Annotated in this window: 13 protein-coding genes; 7 read left to right on the top strand and 6 right to left on the bottom strand. The window is 48.1% G+C overall.

Annotation, left to right across the window (positions count from 1 at the left end; genetic code table 11):
• Positions 1-14: 14 nt before the first annotated feature.
• The gene (locus OXH00_14880; GenBank protein MCY3742297.1) at positions 15-788 is read right to left on the bottom strand and encodes an acetyl-CoA carboxylase carboxyltransferase subunit beta; all 774 of its coding nucleotides are present in this window, start codon (positions 786-788) and stop codon (positions 15-17) included.
• A gap of 367 nt (positions 789-1,155) precedes the next feature.
• Entirely contained in the window at positions 1,156-2,976 is a 1,821-nt protein-coding gene (locus tag OXH00_14875; GenBank protein MCY3742296.1) for an ATP-binding protein, read from the bottom strand.
• Positions 2,977-3,272: 296 nt separating this feature from the next.
• Here OXH00_14875 and OXH00_14870 point away from each other — a divergent pair, with 296 nt between their 5' ends.
• Positions 3,273-4,646 carry an MATE family efflux transporter gene (locus OXH00_14870; protein ID MCY3742295.1) on the top strand — a complete coding sequence of 458 codons (1,374 nt, stop codon included), beginning with the start codon at positions 3,273-3,275 and terminating at the stop codon, positions 4,644-4,646.
• 132 nt (positions 4,647-4,778) lie between these two features.
• Positions 4,779-5,480 (top strand): rhodanese-like domain-containing protein, encoded by a 702-nt coding sequence (locus OXH00_14865; GenBank protein MCY3742294.1) that lies wholly within the window; start codon positions 4,779-4,781, stop codon positions 5,478-5,480.
• Between the two features lie 149 nt (positions 5,481-5,629).
• On the opposite strand, the gene OXH00_14860 is transcribed toward OXH00_14865, so the two are convergent.
• The 4 genes from OXH00_14860 to OXH00_14845 form a co-directional block, all read right to left on the bottom strand.
• Entirely contained in the window at positions 5,630-6,469 is an 840-nt protein-coding gene (locus OXH00_14860; protein ID MCY3742293.1) for an alpha/beta hydrolase, read from the bottom strand.
• Positions 6,432-7,277, bottom strand: coding sequence for an amidohydrolase family protein (locus tag OXH00_14855; GenBank protein MCY3742292.1), 846 nt, complete (start codon positions 7,275-7,277; stop codon positions 6,432-6,434). Before OXH00_14855 ends, OXH00_14860 begins: the two co-directional genes overlap by 38 nt.
• 22 nt (positions 7,278-7,299) lie before the next feature.
• Positions 7,300-8,502, bottom strand: coding sequence for a molybdopterin molybdotransferase MoeA (locus OXH00_14850; protein MCY3742291.1), 1,203 nt, complete (start codon positions 8,500-8,502; stop codon positions 7,300-7,302).
• A 458-nt stretch (positions 8,503-8,960) separates the two neighbouring features.
• Positions 8,961-11,162, bottom strand: a complete 2,202-nt coding sequence (locus OXH00_14845; GenBank protein ID MCY3742290.1) for a cadherin domain-containing protein — start codon at positions 11,160-11,162, stop codon at positions 8,961-8,963.
• 855 nt (positions 11,163-12,017) lie between these two features.
• On the opposite strand from OXH00_14845, the gene OXH00_14840 reads away from it, so the two are divergent.
• The 5 genes from OXH00_14840 (at position 12,018) to OXH00_14820 (ending at position 20,389) form a co-directional block, all read left to right on the top strand.
• Complete coding sequence (locus OXH00_14840; protein ID MCY3742289.1) at positions 12,018-14,969, top strand: hypothetical protein; 2,952 nt, start codon at positions 12,018-12,020, stop codon at positions 14,967-14,969.
• A 1,035-nt stretch (positions 14,970-16,004) separates the two neighbouring features.
• Positions 16,005-16,658 (top strand): hypothetical protein, encoded by a 654-nt coding sequence (locus tag OXH00_14835; protein ID MCY3742288.1) that lies wholly within the window; start codon positions 16,005-16,007, stop codon positions 16,656-16,658.
• Positions 16,659-16,668: 10 nt separating this feature from the next.
• Entirely contained in the window at positions 16,669-18,936 is a 2,268-nt protein-coding gene (locus OXH00_14830; GenBank protein MCY3742287.1) for a TonB-dependent receptor, read from the top strand.
• Between the two features lie 69 nt (positions 18,937-19,005).
• Positions 19,006-19,428 carry a MerC domain-containing protein gene (locus OXH00_14825; protein ID MCY3742286.1) on the top strand — a complete coding sequence of 141 codons (423 nt, stop codon included), beginning with the start codon at positions 19,006-19,008 and terminating at the stop codon, positions 19,426-19,428.
• A 19-nt stretch (positions 19,429-19,447) separates the two neighbouring features.
• A complete protein-coding gene (locus tag OXH00_14820; protein ID MCY3742285.1) occupies positions 19,448-20,389 on the top strand; it encodes a zinc ABC transporter substrate-binding protein in 942 nt (313 codons plus the stop codon).
• Positions 20,390-20,516: the final 127 nt, after the last annotated feature.

The following is a 20,516-nucleotide window of genomic DNA, read 5'->3' as shown; positions in this document are numbered from 1 at the left end:
GATAATTTCACTCATCAAACCGCAAAAGCGATTAAGTCGGTAAGCATTTGTCTCATATCAGTGCGGTGAACAATAGCGTCAATGAACCCATTTTCTAATAACGATTCTGCTTTTTGAAAGTTTTCAGGCAATTCTTCGCGGAGGCTCGCAACGGCTAACGGACCCGCGAAGCCGATTCTCGCACCGGGTTCAGCGATAATTACATCTCCAAGCGATGTATAACTCGCAGTGGCACCACCAAATGTTGGATCGGTGACAACAGAGATATAAAAGACCCCCGCTTTAGCATATTCAGCACAAGCGGCAGCGGTTTTTGCCATCTGCATTAAGGCGAGCGTGCCTTCCTGCATCCGCATACCACCACTCACAGAAACAATGACTAATGGCAACTTGTTTTCAAGGGAGCGTTCAATACATCGGGTGACTTTCTCGCCAATCACAGAACCGCACGTTCCACCTATAAATCCGACATCACCAATCGCGATGGCAGTCGGATAACCGCCAATTTCAGCGATACCAGAAAGCATTTCAGATTTGAGTCCTGTTTTTGCGACATCCCTTTCGAGTTTCTCTGGATATTCGGGGAATTCCAGCGAATCAATAGAGTAGAGGTGTGCATCGTATTCCTCAAAACTGTCCGCATCGACAATAAGATTGAGTCGCTCATAAGCACTCATATAGTGGTGGTAGTCACAGTGCGGACACACCTTCAGATTATCGGCGAATGTCTCTGCGGGTATCTGTGTGCCGCAATTCCTACATGAAATTGTTTTTGAAGTCTCGGACATTTTTTCCTAATGGGTAGGGTGTGATCGAAAAGCACCCTCTGAAAATAGGCGAGGTTAGAAACCTCGCCAACAAAAGATTATGTTCAATTATGGGTGCTACTGTAAATTTGCTTTAAGGCGGCCCCAAATCGTCGAAATTTTTCCAGTTGTCTCAACAGCGAGTGCCTCCACTCTTTATTCCATGAACGTATTGATCTCATCCGCATCCAGGGCGTGATTCCAGAAACAAACCGCGTCAATAATCCCGCAAAATAGTTAAGACAAGACTTACAACTCAGATACTCTAACAAAGGCGCAAACACCTGTCAAGAAAAAAGTTTGTTTAATAGGTCCCGTTAGGTCTTATTAACGATTTTACCTCAATACATCAATCGTCCAAACCGAGTTGATTACTCAACTCCATCAAACGCCTATTAATTCCTGTCTTGTCAATCCGATTGCCTTCAACAAATTCTTGGTATTCCGGCAGCAAACCGTCTGGAACCATTATACGAGAATTTGCTTCTCGCAACGCCAATAATCCCATGAATGTTTGCATCTCCCGTGAATAATCCGGAATGAAGTCGTTGAGTGTTTGACGGAGCTCGGTTTCCGTGAAGGTATCACGCCCCTCACGTTTTGCGACGTTATTCGCACGTTGGACGATCAGAAACAGATCTCGCCAAGTCAACCCGTCCGTTTCTGAACCGCCGACGAGTGCTTGGAAGTTGATGTTACCTGATGTCTGCCCGCGACAAAATATTTTTAAGATTTCCACTCTGCCGCCACTGGTGGGCGGTAGCATGATTAACTTGGTGTCGAAAACGCCGTAACGCCGGAAGATTGGCGGCATTAGGTCTGGGCGTTGCGATGTCCCCACCCATATTACGCTGCCATGCAATGACGTATCATTTATAGCATTCACGAGGGCTCGCGGGAAGGTCTGATCGTGCTCCTCCGGATTCATCGTCGTATGCGGGGATGCCTGCTCAATTTCATCCATAAAGACAACCGTCGGTGCGATGCCACGGATAAAATTGAGACCTGCATTTAGGTTCCGTTCATAAGTGTTCCCATTTTCATTGATGTTTATTGTGACTTCACCTACCTGATTAGCATAGCGGAGTTGGACCAGCGTCATATTCGCTTCACCGGCGAGTACTCTTGCGGCGTAAGCCTTGCTGGTTCCAGGAGGCCCAAGCAGAAGCATCCCGCGTGGGACACGGCGCAGATCTCGATTTTTCATACCATCTGCGATATCCCGAATCGTCCGCGTTACATACCAACCATCATCAGAAGTGTTTCTGTGAGTTTCACCAAGTTCAAGCACTCCGTGGCTGAAGGTCTTGATACTCTCGCGCCTGTATCTAAGTAACGGTTCACCGCCTGCTTTCTGTTGCGCAGATTCTGCTTGTTGCACAACATCGTGGATACCGAATAAATTCAACCCTACCGTTTCCCGTGCCAATGCCTCTCTCTCTTGATTATTTCCGACGGTTTTACGCATCTGCGAAGAATCATCTGAAATGTCGTGTAGATGTTCAATAAACTTCAGGCGTTCGGCATAGTCTGGAAATGGGATTTCTATCATAGGAATCTCTGGATTCACAGTGAAATTCGGGTGTATGTCAAACGTGTTATGCGTCATGAGCAGGACAACGTGTTTATGCCTTCGGATATTAAGATCGGATGCCCAATTTTGGATCCGATTAAACAAGAGTTGTGATTCATCTCTGGCAACACTATTCAACGAAGGATCGTTCGGCGTGAGCTGCTCGAGAAAATTGATAACCAATCCAATTTTTGTTCTGCCTTGTCCGAGGAGATTATTTAACTTGTCGCGTAACTCTTTGGAGGGCGAAGGGTCTATTTTCAGGAACGGATCTTTATGAACTTCATCGAATGCCACGCTGGAATTAATTCCGCGACGCTCATTCTGCTTCTCTGCCTCTTTTTCTTCTCGCGGAAGAAGTTGTAGCATTCTCTGTGTGTTTCGCCACCGTCCAACACGCGGCAGATTAATGCCTTGTGATGGGTTATAGCCAAGGACAAGATCGCAGCCCAATATATTCAGCTGCTCCATGAGATAATCGGCAACAGGCAAATAACCGTAAACATCGTCATATAGCAAGTCATTGACATTAAAATGGAGCAGAAATTGGTGGGCAGAACCTGCATCGTAGTGTTTTTTTATTTCATCCCAAAACATTTTTTTCACCGATATGCAGCAGATGTAAACCAAATTAGTTAAAAAATATAAGATATTATAACAGGTTTCGGGTAGCACTGTCAAAAAAATCGGTATAAATACCTGCTTCTGGTTTTTATACTTTAAACGCAAGTCCCAGATTTTTATCTTGACACCCAGATAAAATACTGCTAATATGTCCAAGACTTGCGTCAATACCCAAGCACCATCAACCCCTTGGCAAACTCACAATTCGATAGAGAGAGCCGTCTAAAAAGGAAATAAACGACAAAACATAAAAGCAACAACACGAAAATATGAAAAAAGCACGGGGCGACCTAACCCGAGGGAGTCTTCTGGGGCATTTACTACGGCTTGCAGGACCCATAATACTCAGTTACATTCTCCAAGAAGCGTTTAACATCGTTGATATGATCTTTGTTGGAAGACTTGGAGCAGGTGCGATAGCGGCTGTTGGCGTAAGTGGGAACTTAATCCGGTTAATCGGGGTCTTCTCGCTCGGAATTTCAACAGGTGCAGGGATTATGGTCGCACAGTATTTAGGTGCAAGAAACCTCGCCCAAGCCGAGCATATCACGATGCAGTCAATCCTGTTAGCGGTTCTCTTTTCCATCGGTGTCACGCTCGTCGGTTATCCGTTGGCGGAACAAGGATTGCTTGCTGTGAGAATGACAGATCCAGAGGTATTAAGGCTCGGCACCACTTACATGCATATCATTCTCGTCGGTATTAGTACAATGTTCGTGTCAATGACCCTCGGCTCTATCTTCCGGGCTGGTGGTGATACCATCACCCCGATGGTTGTTCTCATCTTCTCAACACTGATTAACATCACACTCGACCCGTTGTTAATTTTCGGCTTATGGGGATTCCCAAAATTGGGGGTAGCAGGTTCGGCGTATGCAACACTTATCGGACGCGGCGCGGGTGTAGTGATCCTACTCTATCTCTGTTGGAGTGGACGGGCCCCTGTTTCGCTCCGGCGCGTTCAGTATCAGGTAGACCTCGTAGAAATGCTTGACATTTTACGGCTCGGCGTTTATAGTTCTATGCAAGGGTTTTGGCGACACATTTCGCGACTCGGTTTCCTATGGGTCATCGGACCTTATGGCAAAACTGTCGTTGCCGCATATACGATTTGTATGCGACTTCGGATTCTGGTAATGAACCCCGGCTTCGGCATTGCGAACGCAGTCGTTCCCTTAGTCGGACAAAATTTAGGGGCGAACCAGATAGAACGCGCTGAAAAATCGACACGTGTTGCGAACCTGTTAGGTGCCGTAATTATGGCGGTGATCGGGGCCGTTTTTCTCGCTTTCCCGCAAATTTTCATTCGGATTTTCACAGCCGAGACAGATGTGATTGAAACCGGTATCGTCTATCTGCGGTTCCTGTCTCCGACATTCGGATTTATCGCATTTTCACTCATTTTAGGGCGAGCACTCAATGGGGCTGGGGATACCTTCTCCCCGATGGTAATTACGCTTGCCGCACAGGTCGGTGTCGGTCTCGGACTTGTAATTCTACTTTCGCACTTCATCGGACTGAACGGCGTTTGGTTAGGGATCGCTCTCTCAAATGTCGTCCAAGGGATCGCTATGTGGTTTTGGTATCGTATTGGAAAGTGGAAGACAATCAAGTTAATTAAAAAGAAGCCGAAAACAGTGTAAGAAAGCAGTCCTTGATAACAAATAGGAATTACGCAATCTTCCCGTGAACGCCTACGTACTACGGGTTTCAAGCCGCTCCCCAGCAAAAGCATTTGTGTGAGTCCTGACAAATTTAGAAGGAGTTGACAGACAATGGAAGCCTATAAAGGCTACGAAAACCCACACCTGGTGATCTCTGCTGATGAATTGAAACGGACACTCAATGATGGAAAATTCTGCATCGTCGATACGCGGCCGACTTATGAATATATTCGCGGACATATTCCCGGTGCACTTCATTTAGATCTGTTCGGTTTGAGCCTCATCGATACTCGCAAAGAGACCTTTGATGCCTTTATGTGGATGATGGCGTACCTGTTTCAGCAACGCGGGCTTGACCCGACAAAGCCGATTGTATGGTATGAAGACATTTCTGGGACAAGGGCATCACGTGGACTTTGGTTCTGTGAGTACCTCGGACATTCCGATACCCGTTTACTCGATGGCGGTTTCAGAGCATGGCTCGCCGCAGAAGGACCGATTAGTACGGAGGGGGCTGAACCACCAGAGGTGCTGCCTTTCGAGATAAATGCACAGCGCGACACGCACATGGATGCCGATGTGATTCATGTCCTCTTAAACCGAGAAGATTTTGTGCCGCTTGACACTCGAACGGACGATGAACATTACGGCAGGGTGGCTCGCGCAGAACGAGCAGGTGCGATTCCGGGTTCTATTCACATCGAGTGGCTGAATAATCTTGATGAAGCCGGGGCTTTCAAAACTGCTGATGAACTCCGAGAGATGTATGCGGCAGTGGGTATTACCCCCGAAAAGCAAGTCATGTGCTACTGACAGGGCGGATACCGCTCTTCGCAAACCTATTTGGCGTTGCGACTTTTGGGATACCCGAAAGTCAGTAACTACATAGGTTCGTGGAAAGAGTGGGGTGACCGGCTGGATCTGCCGGTCGAGATTCCTGAAGGTTAAGGGTTACGGCACACTTAAAGTCCCCCTGATAAGGGGGATTTAGGGGGTTTAAAATGCCGACGGAGTGCGCCTATTACTTTGGCAACTTCAATTGGACATTCATGCGGGAGGTAATGTCCAGCGTTCGGGACCCATACCCATTGAATATTCGGATTGGGCGGAATGTGCAGCTGCTGTTCAGTTAAATCATTCCGTCCCATACCGCCAAAAACCTCCAAGATAGCGATGCCTGCACGCTGTAGGTAGGTGTAAGCATCAAAATCTTTGACAGACTCCCAGAAATCGTGCCAGATTTCAGCTTGGAAGCGGCTTCGTGTTGCTTCAGCCTTCCGCTGAATTTGCGTAATCGTTGTCTGTGATAGCGAACCATAAAACCGTCCAGCGTCAAACGCACTTCCCGCTGAGGAAAGACTGCTCCAGCCCTCCAGCAAAACAAGCCCGACAACAGAAGATGAACGCCGCGCAACTTCCATTGCAACCATACCACCCAGGCTATGCCCAACAATCACTAATTCGTGGAACCCCAAATGATTTGCAAGGTGCCCGACATCTTCAGCAAGGCTACCTAATGTAAGGGGTTGTGTCGGCACGCTGCTCTGTCCATGCCCACGAAAATCGAGTGCGATGCAACGCTGGTTACGCGCTAAGTTTTTAGTCACCGGTATCCAATCTGACGCGTCACACCCGGTGCCGTGTAAGAAAAGTAACGGAGGCATCCGACTTCCAGAATCATGATAAGCCATCTCTCCCCACGGCATAGTCATTGTTACCATGGTTGTGTGAGTCCAATAGGAAATAGCACCAAGGAAAACGACTTTATGGTGCCAGATTCCATATTCTCTCGGCTGTTCCACCGAGAATCTGTTCCTTGTCCTTATCTGTTAGGAACGGAAGTCCTTCCTCAATGAGCCTGAGCTCCTGTTCTAAAGAGGGCCAATCGTGTTTTTGTCTGTGATGCCCGGGGTAACCTGTTCCCCATACTGTCCGTCCTGCACCGAAAGCTGAGAGCAATTTTTGGATGAACGGGTGCACGTCTGTATATGGAAACTCTTGATGTGAACGTCCAGCCACATCCGATAACTTGAAATGGACATTGTCGTATTGCGCGAGGTCCACGATGGGTTGAAACGCTGCAGCGTCGGCATCTATCTGTGGGTACCCCATGTGATCAAGGATAAGCGTCAGATGTGGATACTGTTGCGCAATAACAGCGACTTGATCTGCGAACGCAGCGCGAAGGTGAAATTGGAGGATCGCGTCCAGAACCGCAATCTCTTCCCACATTGGACCGTTCTGTTCGGTTAGCAATATCTTTTCATCAGGATAGTACATCGGATGGAAGCGAAAACCTACCAAACCCCGGTCCTTTATCCAATAGCGGACCTGCTCGGCGTTGTTCGGATCCTGTGGATCGATTAATCCGTGTCCGATGAATCGGTCTGGAAACCGTTCTACCGAATCTGCGATGTAACCGTTATCCCAAGTCGACCAACTCGTTTGCACCAACACCGTCCAGTCTACACCGTGTGTATTCATCTCTGCCAAGAGTTCATCAGCGGTACCGGGTTCATCAGGATACGAATTCCAACTCGGTGCTGTGGGACCGACAGGGTATCTCGGAGGATCGATTTCCCAGACATGTACATGGGTGTCTACAATCATGGCAAGCTCCTTAGTGCCGTGTTTAGAACAGAAATTGGGCATCCACTTTTTCGCCAGCTTGTAGCGTTGTCGCCGTTGGAATCGTAATTAAACCGTTTGCCAGCACAAGCGAATGCAGAATACCTGACCCCTGGGGCCCCGTTGTTTGTGCAGTGATTTCTCCGTCAGACACTTTGAGGATTGCACGCATATAATTAACACGACCATCTCTATTCGTGACAGATTCCGCTAAGACGGCTTTGAAGGTTGGACGCAATAGATGTGTATGTCCCGCCATTTTCAGGAGTGCAGGTCGGACAAAGAGTTCAAACACAACAAGCGAAGAGACGGGGTTCCCGGGCAATCCGAAAATAGGTCTTCCGTCAGCGATCCCGTAAGCCTGCGGTTTTCCGGGTTTCATTGCGACGCGCCAGAAGTTAATCTCACCTAACTTTGCCAACACAGTTTTCACCACGTCGTGCTCACCGACAGAGACCCCACCACTTGTAATAAGCGCATCCGCCTTCGCGAGCGCAGCCCGAAAGATTCGCTCCGTCTCTGCTGCATCATCAGGTGCGATGCCCATATCAATGGGTATACCGCCTGCTTCTTCAACTTGCGCATAAAGCCCATAACGGTTGCTGTCCCGAATTTTTCCCGGTTCAAGTGGTTCACCAAGCCGTGTGAGTTCATCACCTGTCGAAACAATCGCAACGGTAGGTTTCCGATGGACTGTAGCTTCCGCGCAATTGAGAGAGGCAAGCATTGAGACCTCTGGCGGACGCAGATGCTTCCCCTTTCCCATCACTTGCTGCCCTTCTGCGACACTCTCGCCGGTAAAACGGACATTTCCAGCTGTGTCAATACTTTCAAAGATCTTGACTTCATTGGCTTCTTGCTGCGTCACCTCTTGCATAACGACGGCATCGGCACCGTCAGGCATCATCGCGCCCGTCATGATTCGCGACGCTTGCCCGGCTGCAACCTGTTTTGTTGGGGCATACCCCGCTGCGATCATCTCTACAACTGAAAGCACGGCAGGATTCTTCTCGGAAGCGTTTCGGACATCGGCTGCGCGAACGGCATATCCATCCATCGCTGAATTGTCAAATGGCGGGATATTTTCTGTAGCACGCAGTGCCTCGGCAAGGACATAGCCCGTACACGCAAGAATTCCGCGCTTTTCCGAGGATAAAACCGGAATGGTATCTAACATCCGTTGGCGGGCTTCATCAACACTTAGCATCTAAATTTCTCTCCTTTGGATATTCTCATATCCTATATCATAAAGTATCACGATGATAAGTGCAAGGGCATTAATTTTCGTGGGCGTGTAAATATTTCGCCTGACAACGAATCAGTTCCCCGGGAACGCCACCGCTGTAGAAACTTCAACACCACAATCAGAACCTTATTTTTTATCAGAAATCTTATCAGAAAAATCAGAAAAATCACAGCAATCACAGTTCAGACTTAAGAGGACGAGAATGGCACGAAAAATCGCTAAATTGACACCTATGGTTCGGTTGGGGGGGGCTGGGAATAGACTGGATTTAGTCTGGGGTTAGACTAAATCCGTTCCTTGTATTACATTTCCAGTCCTTGTATTACATTCCGAACCGACCGGCCTGGGGGTCGAGACGGTCGGTTTCCTAACCGCACCGGACATCGGAGAAAATCACCCGATTTCTATCTCAAAACGCCTTATTCTGTCCCTTTCTTTACGATCGCCCAACGTGTGAGAGTTCTGTTCTTCGCCGTAAAGATACCTTTCAAACGTTGCGTCGTAAGCACTTCACTGATACCATCAAAAGACATATCTTCTATACGGTAGTAATACTCAACATTCGGTTTCGCCGTTGTATCTATCCACGTGTATGCGTTACGGTCGCTCGTTGTCCCCGCACCTTGAATCAGACTCGCGTTGATTTTGACAAACGCACCTTGTTCAGCTTCACTCCGAAAGATATTAAAGCCAGCATTCTCAATCTCCGATGCCGTCGTCCAATTCAGAACGACCTCACCACTCTCCGCTATCTGAGGGATAAACGAAGATAACGTAACCGGTAACGGGTCTGCGCCTTCGGTCCTATAGCCAGGAGTCCCGATGTCCGTAGGATGACCGTAATAATACAGACTCCGCTTACCTTCCGTGAGGGTCTCAACGTCATTCGCAGGAAACCAACCGAAGGCTGTCATGCCGAATCGGAGATTATACTGACGAGATTCCACTGACTTCAACCGTCTAATCAGCGATATCCGTCTCTCTTTATTGACGCTATCCCGCGTTCTGTAAGGAATATACCAAGTGACCTCATCTTGCGCGTTGAGGTTACCGATGCGGTCTATCGGAGTCCCTTCACTGTCCTGCAACTCTAACACAATCGCTTTTCCGATCCACAGCCGTTTAAAAACTTCTAATAAATACACTTCACCCTGTATATTATTAGAAGAAGAGCCGCTATAATGCGTTGCCGAGTAAGCCGCGATCACACGCGCCTTTTTTGCTTTTACGACTTGAGAGGTTAGGGTGTGTGGCTCCAATATACGAATATTCCCATTGCCGTCCTTGAACCTACCGACAATCTTCCAGCCTTGAAGGTTGATGTTTTTATCGGTGGTATTATACACTTCTATCCACTGCGGCATATCATTGAGTTTTGATAACATCCATTCACTAAAGACCACTTTACCGACACCTTCCGCATCATAGTCAAATGGCTTTATAGTATGATTTACAAGGTCAGCAGGCTTTGGTGTAGATATAACTCTACCACCGCCCCCTGAACCTTGGTTGTTCGTTGGCGGTTGCCCAGTTGGCTGTGTGTCTTCCTCAACAGAGGCATCAGGCTGTTGTTGAGACGGTGGTTGCACGGGCGGCGTGCTTGGCTGTTGCGTGCCTTCGCCGCCGGGAGGTGGCGTAGGGGGCTGCGAACCGCCTTCAACAACATCTGTAATATTAATGCTGACGGTAATGCTATCACTGCCACCATTGCCGTCGGAAACGGAAACCGTGACCGAATAAGAGGTCTTGGTTTCATAATCTAACGCCGCGCTGGTTCGCAGTTGTCCAGTAGTGCTGTCGATACTAAACGATCCTGCATCCGTCCCACCGAGGGTATAGGTGAGCGTGTCATTATCCGCATCCGTTGCAGAGACAGTAGCACCTATACTCACACCTGAAGCCGTATTCTCTGCAATAGAACGTGTCGTTGCTGTGCCATCGGAGAATACAGGGGCGTTATTCTGCTGAACTGGCGGTGGCGTTGGCGTGCCACCGCCGGAAGGTGGCGTAGGCTGTGGCTGTGGATTCCGAGGCGGCTGGACATACTGTGGTGTTGTTTTTGGTGGTAGCGTGTCAACAATCCAAAAATTCCAACTAGAACTAGTAGAAACACTCCCGGTGTTGACGGTTTCACCGTTTGTCGCTGTAGGAACAATGGTAGCCGTCAGTGTGTATTTATTAGGGCCAGCAACAACAGTCCCCTCACGCGTGCACCGGTCGTTTTCATCCGGTTCCGGGGTTAGGTCATTCTCATGGCACTCGCCATTATAGGTCACGTATGTATGCCGGGCATTGAATTCAGTCGCTGCCGTCACTTCGTATGTAGCTGTAGGAATATCAGCAGTGCCCACATCTAGCGTTGCAGCGGTGCTACCTGCTCCAGCCAATTCAAACTTGACTTTTACTAAATTAAGATGTGTGCCAGTAAGTGTAACTCCAAAGGTCACATTTCCGGCATCATCCAATTCAATCTCTTTATAGGTTTCTGGGTCTGAATAAGCAGTCGACTGTGTCCAACCGGTCACCGATGGTGCTTGGCTATTTGCTACATTAGACATCAAGATTAATCCAGAAATGAAAATAAAAAATGTTATTTTCAATGCCGTTCTATCAAACTTCATCAGAATTCTCCTTTTGATATAGAATATCTAAACATTTTGTCTAACCCCTCCGCACTTGCGCACTCTATCGAAAATCGTAAGAAATAGAAATATGCACTGCAAGCACTCCAATGCCGTAACATAAAATAGCCCGCGGCGAGACACGCCGTAGAAAACGACGAGGCGCGCGCGGGCACGACAAAGATAGAACGCCCATGAAGTCTATATATACTATCTTGTGAAACATAGCACTTATTATTTATTAAGAAGATGGAGGGGGTAATCGTATAGTTCGCATAGTTTAACGCTGCGTTAATGATACGCGGAAGCAACAAACATATAGAGCAGCGGTGCACAGCAGCAACGCACACACCATAGACCTGGCGTATCGGTAAAATCCGTTGAGTGCAGTTAATATTGATGTGTCCGTTTCGCATAGGTGTCACCTTATTTGTCCAAAGCGCTATGGGTTATAATATGACATATTTCATTATTTCTCAACTTAAAAAATGATAATGCCTATATGTAACTAAAATTATACGATATTTTTAGGCAAAAAGCAACGTTTTCACCACAAAACACAGCGTCATTCAGTTCTAAGAAATTAAATAGCTCCGATTTCTCAGGAAAAGGGTTGCTTTTTTCTGAGAAGTTCTGATATAATAATCGGATAAGTATGAAAACCCCTTATTTGCAGAGGTTCATTGCACTCTTTATAACAACTTTTTGAAAGTCCAAACCGACGAATCCTGATATATTTCTACGCTTTTAAGTAAGAAGATATGAAGTTTGCGAACACCTCATAAAGGGTATTTTCCAGCGTGAGTTTGCCACAGAATTTTTTGGAACCTGCCCGCACTATAGGAAAATGTGTCAATGACAACCAATGTCTTGCAAGATATTATTTCACGCTGCCACCAACGGCACGAGAATCCACTTAAGCAACGGAAGACGATCTCAACCCCTCGGCTTTACAAAGGGCTGCCTTACCATTTCACAGTCTATTGTGCTCACGGATACCCTGTGATGCTTCAAGACTTGGAGGCAGCTGGCATCTCTTTTATGCCAATCGGGCAGGCACCTGGAACCGACCGGCCGCCGCGGCATTTTGGAGGCGAACGGTTCTTGAACCCTCAAAAGGCGGGAGCCTGGGATATCACCCAATGGCACGAGTCGTTCGGGATTCACGTGTATACGGGTATGCCCTCGGCACGCGATGACGCCCCCTGGCATGATATCGACTTTACATATCAAGCCATCTGTGCTGCACCTGAGGCTATTCTTGCGTGTGTTCAAGCACTTGTTGATGCCGTTGCGAACCCGTTGTTGACGCTGTCAGAGTCGGGTGGGCTGCGTTTTTCTTGCCGGATACCGGGGTACCTGCACCCGAACACTGAGCAGCTCTTGTTGTCCGTCAATAAACAGACATCGACGGCAGAGCATCCGCACCAACACAAAGCATATATTGAAATTCTGGGCGAGAAGGGACACAACTGCTGGGATGCGCGCTATGAAATCCTGCTCGGAAACCTGTTAGACCCGCCTCTGATTCCTAAAGAGGTTTTTTTCGCGGCTATTGATGCGCTTCGCGCTGCACTGCCCGAACCTGTTTCGCAAAATGTACAACACAAGGAGAATATCCCTGACGTGCCATACTCCCTCGGATCCAACAAACTTGACCTCGCCAAAGAGGCGTTTTTTAGGCGCGGGTTTTCTTATGCCAGACAAGCAGATGGATTTCATTATTGGAACCGGCAAGAGGGTGAGATTGACAACGCAGAGATAGCATTGTCGGAGGATGAAGCGGGGGTGTGGTTACGGGCATCTACAGCCGATACCGGGCTACCTACAGCGGCAACGCTTATAACAGATGTTTGGAACGATACCGGCATCTTGCCGCCGACCCCCGCAACAGGCCTGCCTATAGGCGATAAGGTGGTCGCCATACGCGAAGCGAAACTGAGTCCACTCTCAATAAAGCGTCCTAAACCTATATTACACAAGTCCGAACCAACCGAAAATACTGATGAAACACACGAAGAGATGAGTGTTCAGGTGCAGCGTGCTTTCGATACGAATGTGCGGGTCCTTGGATTTACTGCCGAGATAGACGCAGAGAAAGACCCTGAAGTAGAATCCGTCCTGCGTACGCGTAAGGCAATCTGTTTAAAGGTACCGAGTGGTGAGCTTGCGGCAGTAGCATCGCAATTTCTTCAAAGCCGAGATGTCAACTCGGTGGCACAGTGGCGGGATCGGATACATCTCTGGGATCAGGTGAAAGATATTTCCAGTACGCGACTGTTTTCGGACCCAGAATACGCAAAAATAGCGGAACAACTTCTCGAAACGCCCGAGGGAACACAACCCCTCTGTATCATCAATACCGACTGTGAGGAGCGACTGTTTCTTAGATGCAAACTCCCCAGAACCACTCTCAAGGCGTGGGTTGCCAATTGGCAAGGCAAAGCATTAGCCAACTTTGCACTGGCGCTACTGAATGTGGTTGACATCAGAGATAAATCCCATGGAAACGCCGTTAGACGATTCCGAACAGTCGTCCAGACGTTTCAATGGCTCGAAGAAGAGATCATCCAACAGATGTGCCACGTCGATGCGGTGCCGGTTGAAAACATTCAGACGTTCCCAGCGATTTATGCCGACCCAAGTTGGACGTTTTGGCATCAACTCAAACGTTTCTTTGCACATTACACACGGGACGCTGATGCACCGATGGAATGGTGGAACGAAACCCTACAGTTCCGGGTGCCGCCCCTGCTGCATCCGAGCATCCAATACCTTTTTGTCAATATACAGGCTCTCGACGCTGAACATTTACGGCGGACATTCTTGGATGTAGAAACCGAGATTCTTCGCACGCAACCGACGGTGTGGGTTCCCGGAAACCGCGTTTTTCAGGTTCGCACCGGTATCTATCCACGGGAGACAATTTTAGACCTCAGCAACACTTGGGACATTATGGCGATGTCTGAAGCGGGGCAGCACATTTTTTCCAGAATCCAAGCGGAAATAGAAAGGGATCGAAACATTAAGCATGGGATTATAACCCATGTTCCGGCAATTGAACACCTGAAGGATATCGCGAAAAATGAGAATGTCTGTTTCTTGACGAGTTTTCGAGAAGTGGAAGGATTGGAAACCGCTTTTCAAGAGACGCAAGTCATCTGGATAGTTGGCTTGCCGCAAATGGGAGCACGCGCCCTTTTGAGCCGCACGCAGATCTTGTTTGGAAACGACGAGGAACCCCTCTCTTATGAAATGGAACCGGGGGCCTACCGTTACAAAGACGAACGCGTCCAGAGCGTCTATGAAAAAGAGATCACCTGTATATTAACACGGATTATAAAGTTGGCGCAGCTGAACCGTTTCGCAAATAAGAAGGTTATGTTGATTACGGGGATGCGAATCCCTGAGATTACTGATAGACCCGAAACACTCCTTTTTGACTGGGAAGATTTCGATGTCGCTGGTGGGTTAGATACACTCGCGGAGGTGATAGCGACACGCGAACGATTTGAGGAGGAACGCAACAATCTGACGGTTGAATCCAGCAGAAAAGAGGTTGAGCGAGTTCTCGGATGTTCACTAAGGCAGGCGAACCGGTTGTTGCAAAGACTAAGAGGTAGGGCGCGTGTCACTTTCCGCGAGCAAATCCTCGCCCTGCTCGCCGATGGCGAAAAAAAGACACCGGAATTCGCGGCGGCGATTCAAGGACATCCAAAAGCCATAAATACAGAACTCACGCGTCTCGTGGCACTCGGTGAAATTGTAAAAGTGCGACGCGGTGTTTACAGACTGCCAAAGCCTTAGAACAAATAGACCTGGCTTCTTTTTAAGTTTTATTTGACATTGCCATAACCGTATGATATAATTTATCGCAAACTTATTGGCACTTATTCATTTCATTATATCATAGGTTCTGGTTTATGAGAAACGGCACGACTTTAACATTTGGGCGTGGTTTGAAAATTTGCATTGCAATAAGTCTATGCTGTTATATCGCGCTGCTCGGGGTCATCGAACTCACACACGATCATACTGAACATTCACGTGCTGAAAACACCTGTATAGCCTGTGTCTACAACTGCTTGCACGCTGGCGTTGAAATTGAGCCTTTTATATTCGTCTTTCCGCTGCTTTTGACGACCACACTCCCGCTTTATGAAACTGTTTTTCTTCCTTTAAGACTTCCCGCGAACACGCGCAGTCGCGCCCCACCCGTATTCTCCAAAAAACTTACAAATTTTGCCTTTTAAAGGCAGCCTTTGTTTTTCCTTTATACCTGTTATTGTACAAAGACCGCGGGGTTATCTGCACGCGCCCCGCGCTTTGTACATCTCTACTTTGCAATATATAGGAACACCAGTTTAATAATAAATGATGTGTGTTCGATAATAGGTGCTTTCTCCGAAGGTCCACCTTACAACCCTGTAGCACAAACTTCACAATTTGTGTGCTTGCTTATCAAACTCACGTTAGTAGTGTTGCTGTGATAGACACTACCTGATTGTGTGTACCCAACGGTTCCTCGTTCAGGCGTTTTATAGGTGTATCTATTATCCTAACAAAGCATGAGATACTCGCGGCATGTCAACAAGTGCTCCATATCTTTCGCGTGGCATGTTCGTTGTTAAGTGTAATTCCATTTTAGAGGGACTTACGCATACTGCTCTTTTGTAGCATAGGAAACTGTTGGTCTCCTGTGCCAAGAGACCGTCCGCGTTTTTTCCAAGCACTCTATTTAACAGTGTGTGCTAAAATCAAAATTGCGTGAGTCCTATGAAAAATAATGGGCACACACTGTGTGCCATCAGATCAAAAAAATTAAAAAATTGGAGAATACAAATGTTTAGTTACTTTTTTGGACGCGACTTTTCTGTCGCTATTTCACGATTAATGTTAATAAGTTTGGTAGCACTGCTACCGTTTATGGGCGGTTGTGGCGAAGAGGACAACCCTATTGTTGATGATGATCACGACCACGAACACGACCATGATGCCCCCCTTCACGCCGATGTTGATGGCTTTGTTTTGGAAGTCAATGAGGTGGAGGTCTATCGTCAGTTTCAAGGCACCCATACCGGCGGCCTCACCGTCAACGTTGGTGAAGAGATTGAGGTACATGCCGTATTTCTTGATGCAGACGGTCACGAAGCCCACCTCGATGAAGTAGAAGCCGTGGATGAACATGGACATGAGGAAGAATTCGCCTTGGGCTTGTCGGGGTACGATTCCGCTATTATCGAGATCCATCTGGACCACGATGAACACGACCACGATGATGACGACCATGATGACGACCATGACGACGACCATGATGACGACCATGATGACGACCACGATGACGACCACGATGACGACCACGATGAACACGGTGAAGAGTTACCGTTTGGACTTGAGGGATTGAAGGCAGGCAAAACGGAAATCAAACTTCAACTCCTTCACGGGGATCATCCAGATTTCACGGGAGCACTTCTGATACCGGTAACTGTTCAATAAGGGGAATCCCATGTTAAGCACTTGTGCTTGTTCACATAGGTCTCCCACGGTAGGGATGCTTAAAAAGCGTCCCTACCTATTCGTGTTGGTGTCTGGGATAATAGTATGTCTATTGTGCTATCTCAAGGATTCCGAAAGTGCCTCGAACACAACGTGGTCTCTGGAAGGAGAGGTTGTTGAAACACAGAGCAGCACTCGACTCAACGGGGTGACGGTCCGGATTAAGGGACTTGAGAGGCGCGTCCGAACCGATGCGAATGGTCGGTTTAAGTTTGACGCAGTGCCAGAAGGACAGCAGACGCTGCAGATCCTGAAAGTCGGTTATCAGCGGTTTGAACAAATAATTGATGTCAATGCCTCCACGCCTTATCTCAAGATTGAACTGGAGGCATTGTCTTTTCAAATGCAAACCATCAGGGTACACAGTTCAAATCGCGCGCTTTCACAGTTTGAGGAAACAACCGACTTAGTATTGGATGAAGCGGAACTCCAAAGACGGTTAGGGATGACCTTGGCGAACACGTTGGCAGATGAGACGGGCATTTCACAACGGATGATGGGACGGGCAATTGCGCGCCCGGTTATTCGTGGATTGGGCGGCGACAGGCTGCTCATCCTTGAAAACGGCGAACGTACAGGTGATAAATCCGCCTCCAGTGCCGACCATGCCGTATCCATTGATCCGACGACTGCCGAGGGCGTTGAAATTACGCGCGGTCCCGCAGCGCTCATTTACGGTTCAAGCACGTTGGGCGGTGTTATTAATGTCAAAAGCAATCACATACCGCAAATTCTACCGAGACGGCTTGATATGCATCTAACGTTCCAAGGTGAATCTGTAAACTCAGGTTTGACCGGGACAACAGGTTTTACGTTCCCAATTGGTGATTTTGCGGGCAATGTAGAATGGAATCGGCGCCTTGCATCTGACATACAAACGCCGGTAGGGGTCCTCGAAAACACAGCCCTTTCAAATGTTAACTTTTCAGGTGGTGCTTCGCTGATTAAACCGTGGGGTTTCATCGGTGCATCTGGAAGCAGTTATCGCTCAGATTACGGCGTTCCCGGCTCACCAGAGGGACATATTAACGGGGTCAACATCGAACTTGACAAGCAACGTTATGAAGGACAGATGGAGTACCGCTTCAATACAACAATACTTGAAAAGGTAAAACTCCAGACTGCCTATACGCGATATCAGCATCAAGAATGGGAGTCCAACGGGAGACTTGGTGTCGAATTCGGTCTGTTAACCTACAACGTCTCAGCGATGGCGCATCTATTAGACAACGCGATTGCAGGTGTTTGGTGGGAATACCGAGACCATGCCACAGACGGATTTTACTGGACCCCGCACACCCGTGAGCTCGCGTTGGCAGGTTTTTATCTAAACCAGCGTAATTTCGACAAACTCACCTTACAGGGGGCTATCCGCTACGACCTTAGGCGTTCGGAACCGTTTAGACCGGGGGCAGTTGTCCGAGCCGGAGCCGTCCAACGCCGCGATTTCAACGGTTTCTCTGGGGCTGCCTCTGGAATTTACCATTGGACGGATCGGCTGAGTACCGGGGCTACCCTCATGAAAACGTTTCGCGCACCAGGGATCGAGGAACTTTTCAGCGATGGTCCCCACTTGGCTGTCTATTCCTACGAAATTGGCAATGCAGAATTGGGACCCGAAAACGGATATGGCACTGAACTCTTCGTCAAATACACAGACGACAGGTTCAGATTCAATCTTGCCCTTTTCAGGAATCATATCCAGAACTATCTCGTTCCGACGAATAGCGGTGAAAAAGAGTGGGGCAGCGGCGCAGCAGGTTGGTTGTGGATTTATCAATACATGGGACACGACGTTGTGATGGATGGTGCTGAAATCCAAATAGGGGGTGAGATCCTCTCACAGGTCCATCTTCAGCTCAATATGAGTTATGTCAACGGAACGATTCAAACCAGTGGATACCCCATGGAGCGTGTCCCACCCTTCAACGGTAAATTCGTCATCAGCTACACGCCTACCCCGTTGCATCTGTATGTCGCATCCCGTTTTTCAGGCAGCCAGACCCGGCTCGGTGAATTTGAGGAACCGACAGACGGCTATCTCGTCTATGATATCGGCAGCTATCTCAATTTTTCGTGGTGGCAGATTGAGAACATGGTCGTTTTTGAGATTGAAAACCTCTTTAATACAACGTATCGCGAACATCTGTCTCGCATCAAGGCGGCAATGCCGGAACCCGGACGGAATGTGAAACTCTTGTATAAACTTAATTTTTAAAACTGTAGGACGGGGCGATAATTTGATTATACCGCCCCGTCCTCAATTTTCTAAGGAGATAAAAGCCAAATGAAAAGAAATTTTAACCCCGAACTCGTGAATACGACTGGCGCGTGTCTCTCTGTCGCGTGCGCGGCGTGTCTCCCTTTCGCATGCGCGATCCATTGCCTCGCGATGCCGCTTTTAGGAACAGTTTTACCTTTGATTGGGTTGAGTTTCCTTGCGAATGAGCGTGTTGAGTTTATCCTTATTGCTAGTGCAATTGGACTGGCAATCGGGAGTTTAGCGTGGGGGGTTCGACGCCACCGAAACTGGCGAGCGTTTTTGGTACTGATAGCGGCGTTAGCATTCATCGCTACCGCTCAGACAGCCGTTGAAGGCACTTTTGAAGTCGTTTTCTACAGTATCGGCGGCGTTTTACTCGCATCGGCGCATCTCGTGAATCGGCACCTCTGTAAGACCTGTCTAACATGCGAGCCGGAAAATGTATAAAATTATACGGAGAAAAATTATGCAGAATATATATATTTCATTGTGTTTAATAGGTATACTGGTATGGTCTGGCTGTGATCCGAAGGGACAACCGGATACTGCTACAAGCGATAAACTTCGCATTGTTGCGACGATCGGTATGATTACTGATATTGTTAAAAATGTCGGCGGTACGCGCGTTGAGGTGACCGGGATGGTGGAACCTGGCGTAGACCCACACTTTTACAACCCAACGCCTAAAGATGTTCAAAGGCTCGGTTCAGCTGACATTATCTTCTATAACGGGCTGCACCTTGAAGCAAAAATGGTGGACATCCTTGCGAAGATGTCGCAGGACACGCCGACGGTCGCTGTAACAGACGCTGTAGATCGGAGGCTACTGCTAACACCCGCAGAATACGACGGACTCTACGATCCGCACTTATGGTTTGACGTGAAACTTTGGATGCAAGCGGCCGGAAAGGTTCGCGATGCTCTGAGTGAATTCGATGCCGATAATACTCTCCTGTACCAAAGCAATGCCGAACGCTACCTCATGGAACTCACAGAACTCGACGCATACGTAAAGTCGCAAGTGGAACGCGTGCCATCTCAGCAACGCGTCCTTGTGACGGCGCACGACTGTTTTAACTACTTCGGAAGGGCGTACGGGTTTGAGGTAGGCGGATTGCAAGGTATTAGCACCGCGACAGAAGTCGGTATCGCTGATGTACAGGAATTAGCGACGTTTATCGCGGAGCGGCGTATCTCTGCTATGTTTGTAGAGTCATCCGTCTCTTCACGGAGTCTCGAAGCCGTGAAAGCCGCTGTGAAGTCAAAAGGATTTGATGTGAAGATTGGCGGTGTGCTCTTCACAGATGCTATGGGAAACGAGGGGACACCTGAAGGCACCTACACCGGGATGATCCGACATAATATTGATACGATTGTACATGCTTTGATTGGGAAATCGGAGTTATAACCCGTTTTATTCAGTTTGTCCGGTTGCCGCAAGCCGGCGTACTATAACTTTGGCTCATATTAAGAAATAGCCCAAAGAAACCGACAATTCTTGACACCGCTTTTGAATTGCTTCGTGACCTTGAGAA

It is taken from the genome of Candidatus Poribacteria bacterium, assembly GCA_026706025.1.
In the GTDB taxonomy this organism is placed as follows: Bacteria; Poribacteria; WGA-4E; order WGA-4E; family WGA-3G; genus WGA-3G.
Note: the sequence above shows the minus strand (reverse complement) of the source record. Positions and strands in the feature narration are given on the sequence as shown.

Excerpts from the sequence above, each read along its gene's own strand:
- OXH00_14870 (MCY3742295.1), top strand. The coding sequence starts at position 3,273 with ATGAAAAAAGCACGGGGCGACCTAACCCGAGGGAGTCTTCTGGGGCAT.
- OXH00_14835 (MCY3742288.1), top strand. The coding sequence starts at position 16,005 with ATGTTTAGTTACTTTTTTGGACGCGACTTTTCTGTCGCTATTTCACGA.
- OXH00_14820 (MCY3742285.1), top strand. The coding sequence starts at position 19,448 with ATGCAGAATATATATATTTCATTGTGTTTAATAGGTATACTGGTATGG.
- OXH00_14830 (MCY3742287.1), top strand. The coding sequence starts at position 16,669 with ATGTTAAGCACTTGTGCTTGTTCACATAGGTCTCCCACGGTAGGGATG.
- OXH00_14865 (MCY3742294.1), top strand. The coding sequence starts at position 4,779 with ATGGAAGCCTATAAAGGCTACGAAAACCCACACCTGGTGATCTCTGCT.
- OXH00_14855 (MCY3742292.1), bottom strand. The coding sequence starts at position 7,277 with ATGATTGTAGACACCCATGTACATGTCTGGGAAATCGATCCTCCGAGA.
- OXH00_14850 (MCY3742291.1), bottom strand. The coding sequence starts at position 8,502 with ATGCTAAGTGTTGATGAAGCCCGCCAACGGATGTTAGATACCATTCCG.
- OXH00_14840 (MCY3742289.1), top strand. The coding sequence starts at position 12,018 with ATGACAACCAATGTCTTGCAAGATATTATTTCACGCTGCCACCAACGG.
- OXH00_14825 (MCY3742286.1), top strand. The coding sequence starts at position 19,006 with ATGAAAAGAAATTTTAACCCCGAACTCGTGAATACGACTGGCGCGTGT.
- OXH00_14875 (MCY3742296.1), bottom strand. The coding sequence starts at position 2,976 with ATGTTTTGGGATGAAATAAAAAAACACTACGATGCAGGTTCTGCCCAC.
- OXH00_14845 (MCY3742290.1), bottom strand. The coding sequence starts at position 11,162 with ATGAAGTTTGATAGAACGGCATTGAAAATAACATTTTTTATTTTCATT.
- OXH00_14880 (MCY3742297.1), bottom strand. The coding sequence starts at position 788 with ATGTCCGAGACTTCAAAAACAATTTCATGTAGGAATTGCGGCACACAG.